At 45.4% G+C, this 19,858-nt stretch carries 12 protein-coding genes and 1 pseudogene; 7 read left to right on the top strand and 6 right to left on the bottom strand.

What is annotated here, in order from left to right; genetic code table 11:
* Nucleotides 1-239 precede the first annotated feature (239 nt).
* Nucleotides 240-977, bottom strand: a complete 738-nt coding sequence (locus NBH15_RS00080) for a polyprenol monophosphomannose synthase (protein ID WP_007656150.1) — start codon at nucleotides 975-977, stop codon at nucleotides 240-242.
* Nucleotides 978-1,204: 227 nt separating this feature from the next.
* On the opposite strand from NBH15_RS00080, the gene mfd reads away from it, so the two are divergent.
* The 4 genes from mfd (at nucleotide 1,205) to NBH15_RS00060 (ending at nucleotide 10,478) form a co-directional block, all read left to right on the top strand.
* Nucleotides 1,205-4,552: a transcription-repair coupling factor gene (gene mfd / locus NBH15_RS00075; RefSeq protein ID WP_250821700.1), complete on the top strand. Its 3,348-nt coding sequence runs from the start codon at nucleotides 1,205-1,207 to the stop codon at nucleotides 4,550-4,552.
* 12 nt (nucleotides 4,553-4,564) lie between these two features.
* Nucleotides 4,565-6,466 carry an AMP-dependent synthetase/ligase gene (locus NBH15_RS00070; RefSeq protein ID WP_128133902.1) on the top strand — a complete coding sequence of 634 codons (1,902 nt, stop codon included), beginning with the start codon at nucleotides 4,565-4,567 and terminating at the stop codon, nucleotides 6,464-6,466.
* A 114-nt stretch (nucleotides 6,467-6,580) separates the two neighbouring features.
* Nucleotides 6,581-9,172, top strand: coding sequence for a DUF5686 and carboxypeptidase-like regulatory domain-containing protein (locus NBH15_RS00065; protein WP_128133903.1), 2,592 nt, complete (start codon nucleotides 6,581-6,583; stop codon nucleotides 9,170-9,172).
* On the top strand, nucleotides 9,117-10,478 hold the full coding sequence (locus tag NBH15_RS00060) for a Na+/H+ antiporter NhaC family protein (protein WP_233567083.1): 1,362 nt from the start codon (nucleotides 9,117-9,119) through the stop codon (nucleotides 10,476-10,478). The genes NBH15_RS00065 and NBH15_RS00060 overlap by 56 nt, the downstream gene beginning before the upstream one ends.
* Before the next feature lie 294 nt (nucleotides 10,479-10,772).
* On the opposite strand, the gene NBH15_RS00055 is transcribed toward NBH15_RS00060, so the two are convergent.
* A complete protein-coding gene (locus tag NBH15_RS00055) occupies nucleotides 10,773-11,726 on the bottom strand; it encodes an NAD-dependent epimerase/dehydratase family protein (RefSeq protein ID WP_007656131.1) in 954 nt (317 codons plus the stop codon).
* Between the two features lie 252 nt (nucleotides 11,727-11,978).
* Between NBH15_RS00055 and kbl the strand changes: the two genes are divergently transcribed.
* Together kbl and NBH15_RS00045 are read left to right on the top strand one after the other, a co-directional pair.
* Nucleotides 11,979-13,169 carry a glycine C-acetyltransferase gene (gene kbl, locus NBH15_RS00050; RefSeq protein WP_128133905.1) on the top strand — a complete coding sequence of 397 codons (1,191 nt, stop codon included), beginning with the start codon at nucleotides 11,979-11,981 and terminating at the stop codon, nucleotides 13,167-13,169.
* A gap of 100 nt (nucleotides 13,170-13,269) precedes the next feature.
* On the top strand, nucleotides 13,270-13,920 hold the full coding sequence (locus tag NBH15_RS00045; RefSeq protein WP_128133906.1) for a hypothetical protein: 651 nt from the start codon (nucleotides 13,270-13,272) through the stop codon (nucleotides 13,918-13,920).
* A gap of 75 nt (nucleotides 13,921-13,995) precedes the next feature.
* On the opposite strand, the gene NBH15_RS00040 is transcribed toward NBH15_RS00045, so the two are convergent.
* Nucleotides 13,996-14,166 carry a hypothetical protein gene (locus NBH15_RS00040; protein WP_199676272.1) on the bottom strand — a complete coding sequence of 57 codons (171 nt, stop codon included), beginning with the start codon at nucleotides 14,164-14,166 and terminating at the stop codon, nucleotides 13,996-13,998.
* Nucleotides 14,167-14,286: 120 nt separating this feature from the next.
* Between NBH15_RS00040 and NBH15_RS00035 the strand changes: the two genes are divergently transcribed.
* Nucleotides 14,287-15,135, top strand: a complete 849-nt coding sequence (locus NBH15_RS00035) for a histidinol-phosphatase (RefSeq protein WP_244050996.1) — start codon at nucleotides 14,287-14,289, stop codon at nucleotides 15,133-15,135.
* 21 nt (nucleotides 15,136-15,156) lie between these two features.
* Here NBH15_RS00035 and NBH15_RS29280 read toward each other — a convergent pair.
* The 3 genes and pseudogenes from NBH15_RS29280 to NBH15_RS00005 form a co-directional block, all read right to left on the bottom strand.
* A pseudogene (locus NBH15_RS29280) lies at nucleotides 15,157-17,214 on the bottom strand (Helicase associated domain protein); the annotation flags it as partial.
* Between the two features lie 301 nt (nucleotides 17,215-17,515).
* A complete protein-coding gene (locus NBH15_RS00010) occupies nucleotides 17,516-18,088 on the bottom strand; it encodes a cob(I)yrinic acid a,c-diamide adenosyltransferase (RefSeq protein WP_128134871.1) in 573 nt (190 codons plus the stop codon).
* A 1-nt stretch (nucleotide 18,089) separates the two neighbouring features.
* The gene (locus NBH15_RS00005; RefSeq protein WP_128134872.1) at nucleotides 18,090-19,718 is read right to left on the bottom strand and encodes a flotillin family protein; all 1,629 of its coding nucleotides are present in this window, start codon (nucleotides 19,716-19,718) and stop codon (nucleotides 18,090-18,092) included.
* Nucleotides 19,719-19,858: the final 140 nt, after the last annotated feature.

The following is a 19,858-nucleotide window of genomic DNA, read 5'->3' as shown; positions in this document are numbered from 1 at the left end:
AATTTACCATAATTAATCCTGACAAGTATAATAATGGCGAAAAAAAATTGTAACGAATCCGTCTTCTATTACCAGTGACCTAATTCAATACACCCGGGAGATTGCTTTGTTTATGCGGTAGAGATTGCGATCAGGCAGGCAACAAAAAAACAGGCATGTAACCGGAATTACATGCCCTATAAATAAAACTACCTTTAATGTCCTGATAAATAAGAAGCGGATAACACCAACTATCCCCTTTATTTCTTCTGCGGATACTTGCGGAACAAACTCCACCACTTCAGTTTAAGCACGCCGAACAACGCTTCCCCGAATATGGAAGAGTTCATCTTGGATGTTCCCAATACGCGGTTAATAAAGATAATAGGCACTTCCACCAGTTTGAAACCACATTTATACGCCGTAAACTTCATCTCTATCTGGAAAGCATATCCCTTGAAATGAATATGATCGAGATCGATCGCCTCAAGCACCTCGCGACGGTAGCATTTGAAACCGGCAGTCGTATCCTGTACTTTCATCCCGGTAACGAAACGGACATAGACAGATGCGTAATATGACATCAATACACGTCCCAGCGGCCAGTTCACCACATTCACGCCATTGCTGTAACGCGAACCGATAGCCACATCTCCCCCCTGCTCCGTGCAGGCGGCATATAACTTCGGAAGATCATTCGGATTATGACTGAAATCGGCATCCATTTCGAAGACAAAGTCGTACTTATGTTCGATCGCCCATTTGAAACCGCAAATGTAGGCAGTTCCCAACCCTAACTTGCCTTTCCTTTCTACCATGAAAAGACGTTCAGGAAATTCACTCTGTAATCGCTTTACAATATCCGCTGTTCCATCAGGCGAGCCATCATCTATAATCAAAATATGAAACTCCTTTTCCAACCCAAATACCGCACGGATAATATTCTCAATATTCTCTTTCTCGTTGTAGGTCGGAATAATAACAATACTGTCTGACATATACTTCTTTTATTAATTGACAGTTGACAAGTAACAGTTGACAGATTTACTGCAACTATCCCGCAGAACTGTCGGCAATCGGTTATCAACCCGAATGCGAAGGTACATATTTTAGTTGATTTAAACTTATTACTCTATATTATTTTGAACAAAAAAGCTACCTTTGCCAAACATTTCAGTAACATTTGTTGCTGTCATTTGTTACTTGTCAACAGACAACAATTTTAATGGAGGTACAAGAATTACTTAAAATATTCGCCGCCCACCCGCAAGTTTCCGCATTGGATACCCTTTTGAACGGTAATACGTCAAATAACATTTTCCTGAAAGGGTTGAACGGTTCGGGCGCAGCAATGACAATCGCTTCTCTTTTTTTAAAAAGAAGGGGCAACTATGTGTGCATACTCAACGACCAGGAAGAAGCCGGCTACTTCTATCACGACCTGATGCAGCTGACCGGAAGCAATGAGATTTACTTTTTCCCGTCCGCTTACCGCCGGGCCATCAAATACGGACATATCGACCCCGCAAATGAAATACTGCGGACCGAAGTGCTCAGTGTCCTCCAGGACCCCGAAGCACCCTTCGTGATCGTTTCCTATCCTGATGCACTGGCTGAAAAGGTCATATCGCGCGACGACCTGAAAAAGAACACTCTGAAGATCAGTGTCGGCGAGAAGCTGGATAATATGTTCGTGTCCGACGTGCTCGACGAATATGGATTCGAACAGGTGGACTATGTCTACGAACCGGGGCAATATGCCCTGCGCGGCAGTATCCTGGACGTATTCTCTTTCTCCTACGAATTTCCCTACCGTATCGACTTCTTCGGAAAGGAAGTGGAGACAATCCGTACGTTCAATGTGGAAACCCAGCTTTCCAAAGAGAAAATGGACAGTATCTATATCGTGCCGGAAATGAATAAAAGCGACCGTACCAACACCCTGCTGCTGGATTCACTGCCTGCACAAACAATCCTGGCGGCCAGAGACCTGGCATGGACGAAGGAACGTATCGGCAGCTTGTGGAATGAAGAGCCGGTTGTCGGTGACGAAGAATCGTTTGCCGACATCAGCCGAATGCGTGCCAGACTGGTGACTGGAGAAGATTTCCTCCGGGCAGCCCTCAACTTCCGCCGGATACATTTCGGTACACGCCCGGCAGGAGTAGCGGATGCCACCCTTACATTCAGTACACAGGCACAGCCTATTTACCATAAGAATTTCGATATGGTGAGCGACTCTTTCCGTAACTATCTGGAGAGTGGCTATACATTATATATATTGAGTGACGTCGAAAAACAGGCAACCCGTATCCGGGCGATCTTCGAGGACCGGGGAGAAAATATTCCTTTCACTTCGGTCAACAAGACCATACATGAAGGATTTACCGATGACGCGCTGCGTATCTGTCTCTTTACGGATCATCAGCTGTTCGACCGTTTCCACAAGTTCAACCTGAAAAGCGAAAAGGCCCGCAGCGGAAAACTCACGTTGTCACTGAAAGAACTGAACCAGTTCACGACCGGCGACTATATCGTGCATATCGACCATGGCGTCGGGCAGTTCGGCGGCCTGGTACGCACCGAAGTAAACGGCAAGATACAGGAAGCTATCAAACTGATCTACCAAAACAACGACATCATCTTCGTCAGCATACATTCCCTGCATAAGCTATCCAAATATAAAGGAAAAGACAGCGGCGAACCGCCCAAGCTGAACAAGCTGGGAACCGGTGCATGGGAGAAGATGAAGGAAAAGACAAAGAAGAAGGTCAAGGACATTGCCCGCGACCTGATCCTTCTTTACTCCCAACGCAAACAGGAGACAGGTTTCTCCTACTCGCCGGATAGCTTCATGCAGCACGAACTGGAAGCAAGCTTCATTTATGAAGACACACCCGACCAGATGAAAGCGACAAGCGAAGTAAAAGAAGACATGGAAAGTTTACGTCCGATGGATCGCCTGATCTGTGGTGACGTAGGTTTCGGCAAGACGGAGGTAGCGATCCGTGCTGCCTTCAAGGCTGTTTCCGATAACAAGCAGGTAGCCGTACTGGTTCCTACAACAGTTCTTGCTTTCCAACATTTCCAGACTTTTTCGGAGCGTCTGAAAGATTTCCCCTGCCGGATCGATTATATCAGCCGGGCAAGGACTACGGCACAGATCAAAAGGACGTTGATGGATGTCGCCGACGGTCAGGTGAACATCCTGATCGGTACGCATCGTATTGTCAGCAAAGATGTCAAGTTCAAAGACCTGGGATTGCTTATCATCGATGAAGAGCAAAAGTTCGGCGTATCCGTTAAGGAAAAACTTCGTCAGATGAAAGTGAATGTGGATACGCTGACAATGACAGCGACACCGATCCCCCGAACTTTGCAGTTCTCGTTGATGGGTGCCCGCGACCTGAGCAGCATCACCACTCCCCCGCCCAACCGGTATCCGGTACAGACGGAAGTGGAGCGTTTCAACCCCGATATTATCCGTGAAGCGATTAATTTCGAGATGAGCCGTAACGGACAGGTTTTCTTCATCAATAACCGTGTTCAGAACATCTACGAAATAGAACATCTGGTACGCAGGGAAGTGCCAGACGCCCGCATAGCCGTAGGACACGGCCAGATGGAACCGGACAAACTGGAGAAGATCATTCTCGACTTCGTAAACTATGAATATGATGTACTGATCGCCACCAGCATTGTGGAAAGCGGTATCGATGTACCGAATGCCAATACCATCATCATCAATAACGCACAACAATTCGGTCTGTCCGACCTGCACCAGTTGCGCGGACGTGTAGGACGAAGCAACCGCAAGGCCTTCTGTTATCTACTCTCGCCGCCCCTCTCCTCACTTACGCAGGAGGCACGCCGCCGTTTGCAAGCGATCGAAAACTTCTCCGAACTGGGAAGTGGAATTCATATCGCCATGCAAGACTTGGATATCCGTGGCGCCGGTAACATGTTGGGTGCCGAGCAAAGTGGTTTCATCGCCGACCTCGGCTACGAAACCTATCAGAAAATCCTGGAAGAAGCTGTCGATGAACTGAAAAGCGATGAGTTTGCCGACCTGTATGCCGATTCCGATGACGGCAAACGAGATTCCGGCAGCGAATACGTTCGCGAAACGTATATCGAAAGCGACCTCGAACTGATGTTCCCGCCAACCTATATTCCCAACGATTCGGAACGTGTTTCTCTCTACCGTGAACTGGATAAGATGGAAGAAGAACGCGATATTCTGGCCTTCACGGAACGTCTGAAAGATCGCTTCGGCAAAATTCCGAAGGAAGGAAAAGAACTGATCCGTATCGTTCGCCTCCGCCGTATGGCCAAGAAGCTGGGAATGGAAAAAGTGGTATTAAAGAAGGGGCAGATGAACATCATCCTCATATCCAACTCCGAAAGCACGTACTATCAGAGCAAGGCTTTCGACAAATTGCTGGCCTTTATACAAAAACATCCCCGCGAATGTAATCTCCGGGACCAGAACGGTAAGCGCAGTATCGTAATAAAAAATGTCCGTACAGTAGAAACCGCCTGCGCATTAGTAGAAGAAATAGAAAAATCATAAAATGAAGATGTCATGAAAAGAACATTGGTAGACCTTTTTGAAAACTCGGTGAAACAATATCCCGATAACCCGTTCTTATGGGAAAAGACAACAAACAAATTTGAGCCTACCACCTACACACAGGTTAGGGAACAGGTTTACACGCTGGGCGCCGGACTGGTTGCCCTGGGAGTAATGAAAGGCGACAACATGGCCCTGCTCAGCGAAGGCCGCAACGCCTGGATCATCGGCGAACTGGCGATGTTCTACGCCGGAGCCACCAACGTCCCCCTCTCTATCAAACTGGAAGAGGCAAACGACCTGTTGTTCCGTCTGACACATGCCGATGTAAAATATATTATGGTATCTGGCAACCAGTTGAAGAAAATACGTTCTATCGTCGATAAACTGCCGTTGCTTCAACAAATCATCATCTTCGACGACCAAAAGGAATATCAGGAAAAAGAAATTCCCCTCTCTAAAGTAATAGAAATGGGAAAAGAATATCTCAGTGCGCACCCGTTGGAAGAGTTTCTGACAATCGGACAATCGCTTACCAACGATGATTATGCCACAATCACTTACACCTCCGGAACAACCGCCGACCCGAAAGGCGTTATCCTCACTCATCGCAATTACACGGCTAACGTGGAGCAATCACTTACTTGCGTAGATATCGACGATACCTGGCGCACACTGGTTATCCTTCCGCTCGACCATTGCTTTGCCCACGTGGTAGGTTTCTATATATTTATGTATAAAGGAGCTTCGGTAGCTACCGTACAGGTGGGAAGAACCGGTATGGAGACGTTAAAGAATATCCCTGTAAACATCAAGGAATTTAAGCCGTATTTAATATTGAGTGTCCCGGCCCTTGCCAAGAACTTCAAAAAGAATATCGAACAAGGCATCCGGACGCAGGGTAACATGGTCAACCGTCTGTTCCACATGGGGCTGAACGTAGCATATACCTATAACGGGGATGGCGGCGATGACAAAGGTCGTGGCTGGCGGTTCCTGCTAAAACCGGTTGTAAGCCTGTTCGATAGTATCATCTTTTCTAAGGTCCGTGAGAACTTTGGCGGCGAACTGAAGTTCTTCATCGGCGGCGGTGCCCTGCTGGATAAGGATTTACAAAAGTTCTATTATGCCATCGGCCTGCCGATGTACCAGGGGTACGGGCTTAGCGAAGCAACTCCTGTCATCTCGACCAACGGCCCGCGCCACCACAGGTTTGGAAGCAGCGGTGTACTGGTTCAACCGCTTGACCTGAAAATATGTGACCAGGAAGGCAAAGAACTTCCCCTCGGAGAAAAAGGCGAAATTGTTATCCGCGGAGAAAATGTTATGGCAGGATACTGGAAAAATCCGGCTTCTACAACCGAAACCATTAAAGACGGTTGGCTTTACACCGGGGATATGGGATATATGGGTAAAGATGGCTTATTATATGTATTAGGCCGTTTCAAAAGCCTGCTGATCGGTAGCGATGGCGAAAAATACAGTCCGGAAGGTATCGAAGAAGCATTGGTTGAACATTCTTCCTGCATCGACCAACTGTTGCTTTACAACAACCAGAATCCTTATACGGTTGCTTTGGTTGTACCGAACAAAGACCATCTGAAAAGACATCTCTCCCACCTGCAACTCGATCTGAATACGGAAAAAGGAAAAGAAGAAGCCATCCGTATCATCCAAAAACAGATCGACCGTTTCCGTAAAGGGGGTGACTTGTCATCTATGTTCCCTGATCGCTGGCTACCCACCACATTTGCCGTCTTGCCCGAACCCTTCACCGAACAAAACGGCATGGTTAACAGTACAATGAAGATTGTCCGTGGAAAAGTAGAAAAAGCCTATGCTTCCCGCATCGATCATTTATATACACCGGAAGGGAAGAATCCGGTAAATAGGGAGAATATAAAGTCGTTGTAAACGGTTCCTGCATCCTCCTTGATTAAATATTATTAATAAGACTGACTCAGCTCCTACCGGGAAAAAGCTTACCTTTGCCAACTGCATTATCCGAGAAGGAATAACGTTAGTTTCATGGTAAAAAGAATTCACTTAATAGTACTGTTGGTTCTGTTGCAGGCAGCGACCGGTATTTCCGTTTTATATGCACAAAGCATGACCTCTGCATCCGGTATCGTAAAGGATTCAATAACCGGAGAACCTTTGGCTTTTGTTTCCGTCTATTTTGACGGTTCAACCATTGGGGCAATGACCGACGACAACGGGGCTTTCGCCTTACAGAACGATAAAGGTTATAACAAGCTGGCTGTCGCATCATTAGGATACGACACTAAAATATTGGACCTGAAAACCGGACAGAAGAACGACGGGCTTACCATTGACCTCCGCCCTACCGCCTTCGAAATATCCGAAGTCATCGTCAAACCCAAAAGAGAAAAATATTCCCGTAAAGACAATCCGGCCGTCGAACTGATTAAGAAAGTAATCGAACATAAGAACGATAACCGCATCGAAGCCAAGGACGAATATCAAACCGAGGTATACGAAAAATTATCTCTCTCCCTGGACGACTTCAACCCGGATTTCGAGAAAAACAAATTCATGAAGAAATTCAAATTCATCAAGAACTATCTGGACAGTTCCGAATTTAACGGCAAACCTATCCTGACCCTTTCCGTTCGTGAAACAATTGCAGATAGATACTACCGGAAACATCCGAAAACAGAAAAAACGATTGTCAAAGGTAAACGTATGCAAGGCGTCGACCAGACTCTAGATGACGGCGGGGGCATCACCTCCAACCTGGAAGAGATATTTCAGGGCATCAACATCTTCGATAATAATATCAATATCCTATTGAACCGTTTCGTCAGCCCCTTGTCCTCCACCCTGGCTACCAGCTATTATAAATACTATATCATGGATACCCTCGATATAGGAGGCGATAAATGTGTCGACCTGGCTTTCGTCCCGGTCAACAGCCAGAGTTACGGTTTTACCGGAAGGTTATACATCACTCTTGACGGTAATTATGCTTTAAAAAAATTCCTGCTGAACACCCCCGCCAATATCAACCTGAACTGGGTGGACAAACTCCGCATCGAACAGGAATTCGAACGGATGCCGGACAGCACCTGGGTGGTAAAGAACGAAAACACCTATGTCAATTTCTACCTGGTAAAAGGTGCCCAGCAGCTCTATGCGCACCAACTCAGGAATTACGACAAATACAATTTCAACATAGAACAGGCGAAAGCAGACTCCGTATTCAACCTGTTGGGTTCACTCCATACATTACCTGTGGCAATCGAACAGCCTGATACCTTCTGGATAAACAACCGGCATGTGCCTCTGAAAGAAAAAGAAAATGCCTTGAACGACCTGCTGGCCCAACTCCGGAAAGTCCCGGCATTCAATGTAATTATCAAAACAGCAGAAATACTTATATCCGGATATATCCCGACAGCCGGCGATAAGAAATCCACCAAATTTGACTTCGGTCCGATGAACACGACAATCAGCGGTAACAGTCTGGAAGGTGTCCGTTTACGTATCGGAGGTATGACGACAGCCAACTTGAATCCTTACTGGTTCGCCAGCGGATATCTCGCCTACGGAACGAACGACCGTAAACTGAAATACAACGTAAAACTGACACATAGCTTCAATAAAAAACTATACCACGAAGGAGAAAGTCCGGTCAATAATTTATCCTTTATCCAGGAATATGACGTATATACCCCCGGACAGGATTTCCTTTTCACCAGCAAGGATAACATCTTTGTTGCCTGGAAAGTAGGCGAACCTGTAACTAAAATGCAGTATATCCGCAAATCCATGTTCCAGTACGAAAAAGAATGGCTGAACGGCCTTACGTGGAGGTCATGGGTATATAACCAGAATAACCAGGCTGCCGGAACGCTCAAATATATCGAGAAAGAAGCAGACGGCACATTGATTCAAAAAAAGGATATTACAACCTCTGAAATCGGAACACAACTCCGTTTCGCTCCCGGTGAACGCTCTTACGACGGACGCTCCGGAAAAGAATCGGTCTTCAACCTGTCGAAGGATGCTCCTATCTTCAAACTGTCACATCAGTTGGGTATCAAAGGGGTACTGGGTGGAGAATATAACTACAATCATACGGAAGTCAGTGCGGAAAAACGTATCTGGTTATCCTCGTTCGGGCATATCGATACGCAGTTGAAAGCCGGAAAGGTATGGAACAAAGTACCTTTCCCGCTGCTGATCCTGCCGAATACCAACCAGTCAATTACTATCCAGCCGGAAGCATTCCACATGATGAATGCCCTGGAGTTTGTAACAGACCAATACGTTTCATTCAACGCCACCTATTATCTGAAAGGCTGGATATTGAATCGTATCCCAGGTATCAAATGGCTAAGGTTACGCGAAGTAATCTCTTTCAACGGTATCTACGGAGGATTGACGGATAAAAACAATCCGGCCTTGACACCGAATCTGTTCCTCCTGCCCGACAGCACACGTCCTTTGGGCAAAACACCGTATATGGAAGCAAGCGTCGGCCTGGAAAACATCTTCAAGATTCTTCGTATAGATTATTACCGCCGGCTCACCTATCTGGATGAACCGAATATTAAGAAAGGAGGGGTGCGTATTGCGTTGCGATTCTCCTTCTAACTCTCCTTTAAATCATGCGCCTAATGCCTGGGCACTCATACCTTTACTGGTATTCCTGCTCACCTATCTAGTCGTATCGATATTGGCAGGCGATTTTTATAAGATGCCTATCACCGTAGCGTTTGTTATATCATCTGTCGTTGCTATCGCCATATCCAAGGGAGGGAAATTATCCAACCGTATCGAACAGTTCTGCCGCGGAGCTGCCAACAGCAATATCATGCTGATGGTACTGATCTTTATTCTCGCCGGGGCGTTTGCCCAGACAGCCAAAGCGATGGGGGCCGTAGATGCGACCGTCAATCTGGCAATGTCGATCCTGCCCGGAAACCTGTTGGCTGCCGGTATATTCCTGGCTGCCTGCTTTATATCTATTTCTGTCGGGACCTCCGTAGGTACAATCGTAGCCCTCGCCCCTGTAGCAGTAGGTATTGCCGATAAGACGGGAATGCCCGATGCCCTGATGCTCGGAGTGGTTGTAAGCGGGGCCATGTTCGGCGACAATCTGTCTTTTATATCCGACACCACGATCGTTGCCACCCGAACACAGGGATGTAACATGAATGATAAGTTTAAAGTGAACATCCGTATCGCTCTCCCCATCGCTATTATTACAGGTATTATATATGTATTGGTTGGAAGCGGTATCGACAGCAATTATACAGCCGGAGCGATCGAATGGACAAAGGTGGTTCCTTATCTGGTAATCCTTGTCACCGCCATTTGCGGAGTCAATGTAATGCTGGTCTTATTTATCGGTATCCTGCTCTCCGGCATTATCGGATTACTGACGGGAGGTTTCGACATATGGGGCTGGACAGCTTCAATGGGACTCGGTATAACCAATATGGGTGAACTGATTATCGTCACTTTACTGGCAGGAGGCATGTTGGAAATGATTCGTTACAATGGAGGTATCGACTGGATCATCCTCAAACTGACTTCCCGTATCCATTCCTCCAAAGGAGCGGAAATGAGTATCGCCGCATTGGTCAGCTTTGCCAATCTCTGTACGGCAAACAATACGATTGCCCTGATCATGGCGGGACCGATCGCAAAAGATATTGCAGACCGTTTCAAAGTCGATCCGCGCCGCAGCGCAAGTATTCTGGATATTTTCTCTTGTTTCATTCAGGGAATCATCCCCTACGGGGCACAGTTGCTAATGGCTTCAGGATTAGGCCAGGTCTCCCCTCTCGAGATTATGCAGTACCTATACTATCCTTATTTATTGGGATTCGGCGCTTTACTGGCAATCTTCTCAGGATACCCGAAAAAATACAGTAACATGGTTTCTACGAAATAGCAAATCCAGACACATATAAACAAAAAAAGGCTATCCATCACGGACAGCCAATCTTCATTGTTAACCTTAAATCTAATACCATGAAAAACACAGTGCAAATATAGGGGTTTTATGTTATTCAGCATAATATTTGCAAGAAAAATGCGTCGCATTAACATTGTTTAGCTAAAACATGCTCTAAAACATATAAAATGAAGCATCCTTTACAGGAAACTTTATTACCCACCCCACTTAAAAATAAAGGGGACACCCTAGACCGGATATCCCCTCCCATCAACAAACCTCTTATATTTGTCATTTACCGAAACGTTCTTTCAGTTTTGCGATCATGTCTTTAGTCATTGTATCCAGATCGTAAGTCGGCTTCCAATCCCATTCTTCACGGGCACAAGTATCATCCAATGAATTGGGCCATGAATCAGCGATCGCCTGACGCAACGGATCAACCTTGTATTCCATCTGGAAGTCAGGAATATATTTACGGATATTGTTTGCTATAATTTCCGGATCGAAACTCATAGAAGCAATATTGAATGAGTTGCGGTGTTGCAGACGCGTAGGATCAGCTTCCATAATCTGGATAGCAGCATGCAATGCATCCGGCATATACATCATATCCATAAATGTACCGGCAGCGATCGGACATTCAAACTTCTCACCCTTTACGGCTGAATAATAAATATCCACTGCATAGTCAGTTGTACCACCACCCGGAGGAGTTACATAAGAAATCAATCCCGGGAAGCGAACCGAACGTGTATCCACACCGAAACGGATGTTATAATAGTCGCTCAACAACTCGCCGGAAACTTTAGTCACACCATACATCGTACGCGGGTTACGGATTGTATCCTGCGGAGTCTTGTCTTTCGGAGTGTTGTTACCGAATACACCGATAGAACTCGGAGTAAATACGGCACATTTCATTTCACGTGCTACTTCCAGTACGTTGAATAATCCACCCATACCGATCTTCCAGGCTAACTGAGGCTTTGCTTCAGCTACGGCAGACAATAATGCAGCCAGATTATAGATTGTGTCAATCTTATATTTAGACACTGTCTCGGCGATCTGCTGTTCATTTGTTATATCAACAAGTGCAGAAGGTCCTGATTCCAATAGTTCACCTTTGGGTTCTGCTCCGGATATATAACCTGCTACGATGTCGCCATCGTAACGTTTTCTCAACTCCATGGTTAACTCTGAGCCGATCTGACCGGTAGAACCGATAATTAATACATTCTTCATTGCGTTTTTATTGTTCTTTTAAGTTTTTTCTGCGGCAAAGGTATAGAGAATAAAATTGTTCCCGCACGATTTTCTTGTGTTTTTTCATGCTAATATTCAAAAAAAAATATGACCTTTGCTTCACCAGTTGAGAGTTGACTATTAACTGTTGACAGCCCTTTGTAACAAAAACGAACTAACTGTTACTTTTCAACTATCAATTGTTAACTAAATAGTCTACTTGATTCAAAAATACTAACAAAAAACAAAGTTATGTACGGTAAACTGAAAGATTTCCTTACACAGGAACTGGCTAACATTAAAGCAGCCGGATTGTACAAAAACGAGCGTATTATCACTACGCCACAAAGAGCCGACATTAAAGTAAATGCCGGAAGTAATGTTTTAAACTTCTGTGCCAACAATTACCTTGGTCTGTCAGACAACCAACGTCTGATTAAAGCAGCTAAAGATGCCATGGATTCTCACGGATACGGTATGTCATCCGTTCGTTTCATCTGCGGAACACAGGATTTGCACAAAGAATTGGAAGCCGCTATTTCCGATTATTTCAAAACAGAAGATACGATTCTGTATGCCGCCTGTTTCGATGCAAACGGTGGTTTGTTCGAACCGTTGTTCGGCGAAGAAGATGCCATCATCTCCGATGCGTTGAACCACGCCTCCATCATTGACGGTGTACGTTTGTGTAAAGCAAAACGTTATCGCTACGCCAACGCAGATATGGCTGACCTGGAACGTTGCTTGCAGGAAGCTCAGGCACAGCGTCATCGCATCATCGCCACAGACGGTGTCTTCTCTATGGACGGTAACGTTGCCCCGATGGACAAGATCTGCGAACTGGCAGAAAAATATGATGCACTGGTCATGGTCGACGAATCTCACTCAGCCGGTGTAGCCGGTCCGACAGGTCACGGTGTGGCAGAACAATATAATGTATATGGAAAAATAGATATTTTCACAGGTACATTAGGTAAAGCATTCGGTGGCGCTATGGGTGGTTTCACTACAGGTAAAAAAGAAATTATCGACATGCTCCGCCAGCGTTCACGTCCTTATTTGTTCTCTAACTCAGTAGCACCAGCTATCGTCGGAGCTAGTCTGGAAATGTTCAAGATTCTGGAAGAAAGCGACGCACTGCATACTAAGCTGATGAACAACGTTTCTTACTTCCGCGATAAGATGCTGGCTGCCGGTTTCGATATCAAACCGACACAGTCTGCAATCTGCGCCGTGATGTTGTATGATGCCAAGTTGTCTCAGGACTTTGCTGCAAAAATGCAGGAAGAAGGCATTTATGTAACAGGATTCTACTATCCGGTAGTTCCGAAAGACCAGGCCCGTATCCGCGTTCAGTTGTCTGCCGGCCACGAAAAAGAACATCTGGATAAAGCCATTGCAGCATTTATCAAAGTTGGTAAAGAGCTGAATGTCATCAAATAAGCATTCTTCTATTTTATAGAAGTCTATAACAGCGGAAAGCATATCTCGTTTTCCGCTGTTTTTAACAACAGCTAGTCAAAACATTTAAAATCAAACCACAATGAAGTCATTACCACTAATATGCCTTATTTTTTGCTGTTGTTTCAACCTGGAAGCACAGGAAACAACACCCTCTAATAAAGAGTATCTGTTCGATTCATTTACAGACGGTAAAGCGTTATTAAAAAACAAACGTTTCAATCAAACAAAATTCAATTATAATTGTGTCTACCAGGAACTCCATTTCCTGAACAACGGAGAAGACATGACGATGGATAATAACAGCAACATAGACACCATTTACATCGACAACCGCAAATTCATTCCGCATTTAAACCGTTTCCTGGAATATATCCCAGTCAATAATACCGTTCTGCTGGTCGACTATAAAACCAAAGCAGTTCCTTTCGCGAAAAAAGGAGCATTCGGTATTGCGACACAAGGCTCGGTCCAGGCCATCGATGCCAACCAGACCCGGCAACAGAAGATGGGCAGCACCGACAATTACGTCTATAAATATAATCCGGAAAACACCTATTATCTTTTACAGAATCAAAAGAGGAAGAAATTCACAAATGCAAAATCATTCCTGAAACTCTTCCCCAAAGAACAGTCCGAATCAATTTCATCTTTCATAAAAGACCAGAAAATCAGCCTGAACCAAGTAAATGATATCGTAAAACTGCTTGAGTTTGCCACTCAAGCACAATAAAAAAAGAAGCGAAACATCCCGATGTTGCCGCTTCTTTTCTTCCTAAAACAATCTATTAACCTATAAATATGCCTATCAGTAATTATTATCTTCCTCGCCATCGATAAGGTTGTTCAACTCAAACTCCAGACTGACTATATCTTTCCTCCACGAATCTAAAATATGGGAAGGAATATCTTTCGGAGCATTATCTATCTTCGACTGGATATTCGAAACCTCCAGTTCCAATCTTTCTCGTCTGTTCATATCTCTTATAAATTATCACCTGTTTAACAATCTCTCAACTATTAAACAACAGTCCCGGCCAATATGTTCAGAAAGATTTTCTATCTTTGTATTCCTAAAACAATCGACAATAGAATATTTATGCAACTTAGTAATTATCACAGTCATTGTACATTCTGTGACGGGCGCAGTACGCCTGAAGACTTTGTAAAGTTCGCTATATCCCATGGCTTCCGGGCGTATGGATTTTCATCACACTCCCCCCTGCCCTTCGAGACCTTCTGGAACATGTCGAAAGACGACATGCCCGAATACCTGGCTGAAATAGACCGGCTGAAAAAGAAATACAGCGACCGGTTAGAAATATATACAGCCCTGGAAATTGATTATCTGGATGAAACCTACAACCCATCCGTCCCCTATTTCCAGAAACTTCCGCTGGATTACCGCATCGGCTCCATCCATTTCCTTCCTATCTCGGAACATCTGAGTGAAGAGAATATGGTCTGTATCGACGGTTCCTTCGCTGATTATAAAGCATCGGTGGAACGTTATTTTGAAGGAGATATCCGCAAGTTGGTAACCCGTTATTATGATTCGACACTGAAAATGATAGAAGCCGGAGGTATCGATATTGTCGGCCATATGGATAAAATATATATGAACGGGCACAAATGCGAAGGTTTCTCTTTTGACGCAACCTGGTATCAGGAACCGTTCATAGCGACCCTCGACCTGATAGCCGAAAAAGGATTGATGGTTGAAATAAACACCAAAAATCTGGAAAAGAAGCAACAGCTATTTCCCCGGAAAGAGTATCTCGGATTACTGAAAGAGATGAACATCCCCGTGATGGTTAATTCCGACTGCCATTATCCTTATCTGGTAAACGACGGACGGGAAAAGGCATTCAAATTGCTGAAAGAGATCGGGTTTAAATCTACCCGTGAATTGGTGAAAGGGGAATGGCAGGATGTCGCCATTGACTAATAGGAAAGTATTATTGGAAATTTACCTCAAACTCCAGGGGAAAGAAATCTTATCCAGCAGATCCTTACGATCAGAAGAGAGTTCGCCTTTTTTCAAGGCTCTGCGCTGTACGAAACACCAACTGCCGAGTTTGTTCTCACGGGCGGTTGGCCAGCGGTTGTTTTCAGAGAAGAATTGTTGTAGTTTTTCATAGTTTTCCATCCAGACATCATCGATAGTCCAGATAAAACCTTCGGCATCCATCCGGGCGATGCGTTCAGCCGAAAGTAAACCTTGTTTCCGGTTCTTACGCTGGGTGTTACACCAGCTGCCGGCTTTGCCTTCGTTGCTTTTGGGCCAGCGGTTGTGTTTTTTGTAGTAGGCAAGTACCTGCTGCCAGTTCTCCGTCCAAAGCGAATCCAGATCCTGCTCCCACCAGAAGCCGATCGAATCGAGCAACCGGATTCTTTCATTGGAAAGGAGACCTTTCTTTCGTGCCTGGCGTTGGGTATTGCACCAGGTATTCAGTTTGTTTTCGCCGCGTTTGGGACAACGGTGTTCTACGACCATAAATGCTTTCAGCTCTTCAAAGCAGTTCATCCAACGACTGTCCTGTACCTCCCATTCGAAACCGACCCGGTCCAGCTGCGAGATGTAATCTTCCGATAACGTCCCTTTCTTCCGGGCAATCCGCTGGGTGTTGCACCAGTTTCCCAGCTTCCCTTCGGCTGCCTGCGGCCAGCGTCCTTCACGCTCCTTATATTCGATCAAACGTTCATACATCACAAGCCATGCATCCAACTCCGCCAGCATATCATCCACCTGGGCACGGATATCGGACAGGAACCCCGTAACCTCAAACTCCATAAAGCCTTTAAAGCTCTTTGGGGCACGGATCGCCGGATGATAAGCCAACTCCCTTGACATAGCCTCATAAACAGAACGCCCCGAAAGGTTATTGACAAAATCAAGTACTACCGGATGACGATCCGAACGGCTTTCAGGCAACGGCCCAACTGCTGCAAGGCAACCACATATGATTCCGTCCGACGCAGGAACATGGCAGCATCCACTCCTTCCACATGCAATCCTTCGATCAGCATGTTTATGGAGAAAAGGACATGCAGTTTTCCCGTTTCCTTACGGAAACAACGCAACGTCTTTTCATTCTCCCGGTTACTCAGCCCGTTATGAATCTCGAATGTCTCCGTCTCAAAGCCCGCCTGACCGAGCCAGTTCGATACTTCGGGAACCATATGCTGAAGGTCTTCCTTGTCTTTACAGAAGACAAGCATTTTCTTTATTTCTTTCGGCAGATAACGCCGGATCAGTTCCGATGCACTCAATGAAGCGCGAAAATCCAGTCGGGCAAAGTCTATCTTATCCTGAATACGCTTACGCCTTTCTGATGTACAGCCACTCCTGTTCAACATTCGCTGTACCTTATCCTGCTGGTTATTCAGATCGAATACGCTCTGCACCAAGACAGGAACAGGTAGTATCTTATAATACCAAGCCATAGACAAAGACAGTTCATGGAACAGGTTTCCCTTGAAATAGACCTCTACCGTATCGAGCATCTCTTCGGGACGTATTGGAGTGGCCGACATTCCCAGTACACGGGCTTCCGGATTGTTATCTATTACTTCCTGTACAGCCTGTCCCCATACCTCCGCTCCGAAATGATGGAACTCGTCGATAATAATATGATTTGCTTTGAGTTCACCGACTGTTCCGCGATTCAGAACTTAATGCCTGAAAAGTCCGGTAGGCAACATGCGGCATTGTCCTGCCAATAGCTTTTTTGATCTCGGCAATGATCGTAACGTTGGGAGCGATAACCACTATATCATCTTCCGAATGATTGACGATATAACGGGCAATCAGGTAAGACTTTCCTGTTCCGGTCGCCAGTACAACGGCTCCGATCCTGTTTGTTTTGAATCCTTCCTCGATAGCCCGGTAAGCCGCTTCATTATGTGAGAACAGTTCAATATGCTTTCCCGTCTCCAGACTTCTCAGATAGCTTTCATCCGAAACTGTCAGTCCGTGCAGTTCAAAGGAAAGTGCCTCCGGTAGATAGCCTCCATGAGCTAATATACTGCATATTAATACATATTTCAAGTCATATCCTTTATATGAATAAATTCATTTTTCAATCAAAACCCAAAACATTAATTCCATACAATAAGTAAGGCGAAAATACACTGTTTTTTATAAGTAATTAAAAAGATGAGATTTCCAGAAATAGGTTTAGTTTCATAAGGAAAGTGGACGTTCCGATGATGGCAAACTTCAAAAAGAGAGGTTATATACTTCTGAAAAATAAAAAAATCTTGCAAATTCACTTTTCAATCGTGAATTTGCAAGATTTTTTTATTTAACTATTGCCAGATATGGATTACTCTTTCTTTTTTCTTTTATAGAGGAAAGAGTTCCAACGTTCTTCGGCATGGTCCTGTTGAAACATTTCGTAACGGGCCATAGTGAAAAGTAGGTCTGAGAGGCGATTCACGAACTGCATGATTTCTTCCGGAAGCGGATCTTTCCGGTATAATGTCCATAAACGACGTTCGGCTCGACGGGCAACAGTACGTGCCAACTGCAAATGGGCGGAGATCAGGGTACCGCCGGGCAGGATAAAGAAACCGTTATCCTGCATCTGTCCGGTGAGTAGATCTATTTGTTGCTCACAGAAGGACACAAGGTCCTCCGATAAACTGTTAGGGTTCTTGTCGCGGATAGCCGAAGGGGTTGCCACGTGCGACATGACAACCATCAGCTCCCGTTGTATTTTACCTAAGACATCCTGCCATTCATGTTCGGGAGGTAATAAAGCCCGCACGATACCGATTTGTGCATTCACTTCGTCAAGCGTACCGTTGGCTTCGATACGGATATCGTCTTTATCAACCCGTTCGCCGCCATGGATACCGGTACGGCCTTTATCTCCTCCCCTGGTATAAATTCTCATATTACTTCTTCGTTGTATCTTTCTTTTCGTCTTTTTCTTCCGGACGAATGATTCCTTTTACGGTTTCGCCGATAGGCAATTTATCCAATACGCCGAGACTCGGGGCTACGGTTTTAACCAATTGGTTCAGGAAATTACCGGTTGTGCCCTGGCCACCGTCAAAGACGGTGATATCACCGAGCTGCATGTGTTCAAATGCCTTCACCTGTTCACCGGCAATTTCTTTCCACTGGTCTACCATCTTATACTGGATAGCGATAGCCGGGTTAGACTCGGCTGCCTCAACCATTGCCTTGAATCCATCGGCTTCAGCCAACAATGATTTCTTTTTACCTTCGGCCTCGGCTTCCAGTTTCATCTGGATAGCACGGGCTTCGGCTTCGGCCTGGGCCAAAGTTGCCTTTGCTTTCGCTTCGGCTTCGCGGATCATCTTTTCGGCCACTGCTTCAGCTTGCAGGATGGCTTCCTGACGGGCGATTTCTGCCGGAACGATCTTTTGTGCTTTCAGGGCTGATTCAACCTTTTTGGCTTTTGCTTCTTCCACTTCGCGCTGAGCGATTTCGCGGGCAGCTTGCACAGAAGCTTCCGAACGGGCTGCTGCTTCACCGGCTTGTTTGCTTGCTTCGGCCTGGGTTACCGCCAGTTCGGCATCAGACTTGGCAACTTCTTTATTTGCTTCGTTTCGTCCGACAGCGGCTTTCTTTCCGGCATCGGCCTTCTTGATTTCCATATCGGAATTTAGTTCTGCGATACGGCTCTCTTTTTCAGTATTTGCTTTTTCTATATTGATATTCTTATCTGCTTCGGCTTTGGCTACCTGCGACTCTTTCGAGGCATTGGCAACGGCAACCTGGGCAATACGTTCTTTATCAGCATTGGCTACTGATATTTCCTGTTGTTTCTTTGTCTCTGCAATAGCGATATCCTGATCTTTGCGTGTTTCGGCAACAGTCGTTTCACGTTCGCGAATCTGATTGGCAATCTTGATGGCACCGAGTTTTTCCTGTTCTTCGATATTGGCCTGTGCTTCGTTCAAGGCTTTGCTTTCAGCTTCTTTACCGAGATTGACGATATAATTGGCGGCATCACGGATATCGCTGATATTAATGTTCATCAGGTAAAGACCGAACTTGCGTAGTTCCGTATCGATATTGTCGCGTACCTTGGAAAGGAATTTATCACGGTCGGAGTTCAACTCTTCGATCGTCATATCGGCAATAACCAGACGCATCTGGCCATACACAACATCGGTAATCAGGTTCTGCTTGTCTTCCGGCAGCAAACCTAACAGACGTTCGGCTGCATTCTGCATCACTTCAGGGTCGGTACTGATCGCTACCGTAATGGTGGTCGGAACATCTACACGGATATTCTGCGCGGACAAGGCGCCGGTCAGTTTACAATCAATCTGAAGAGGTTTCATGGAAAGGAACTCGTATCCCTGAATAATAGGCCATACGAAAGCGGCTCCACCGTGATAGAGTTTGGCTGATTTCTCTCCGGATGTCTTACCATACACAACCAACACCTCGTCACTCTTACACTTACGGTAACGGGACAATATCCCGATAAAAGAAAGAATGATAACCCCTACCAGGATGGCTACCATGATTAACATTTCCTGTGTCATAATTTAATAGTTGAGTTCATTACTGTCCCGTAAAAGTGGATAAATAGTTCTTTGAAATAATTGAAATATAGTCTATTAGATACTACTTTTTAGGCGCGACGATTTGAAATCATACCTTTGAGGTCAATTAAGGTGACCTC

Origin of the sequence: Parabacteroides caeci (genome assembly GCF_023656795.1) — a bacterium.
GTDB classification, from domain to species: Bacteria; Bacteroidota; Bacteroidia; order Bacteroidales; family Tannerellaceae; genus Parabacteroides; species Parabacteroides segnis.
This window is presented reverse-complemented; position numbering and strand designations above follow the sequence as displayed.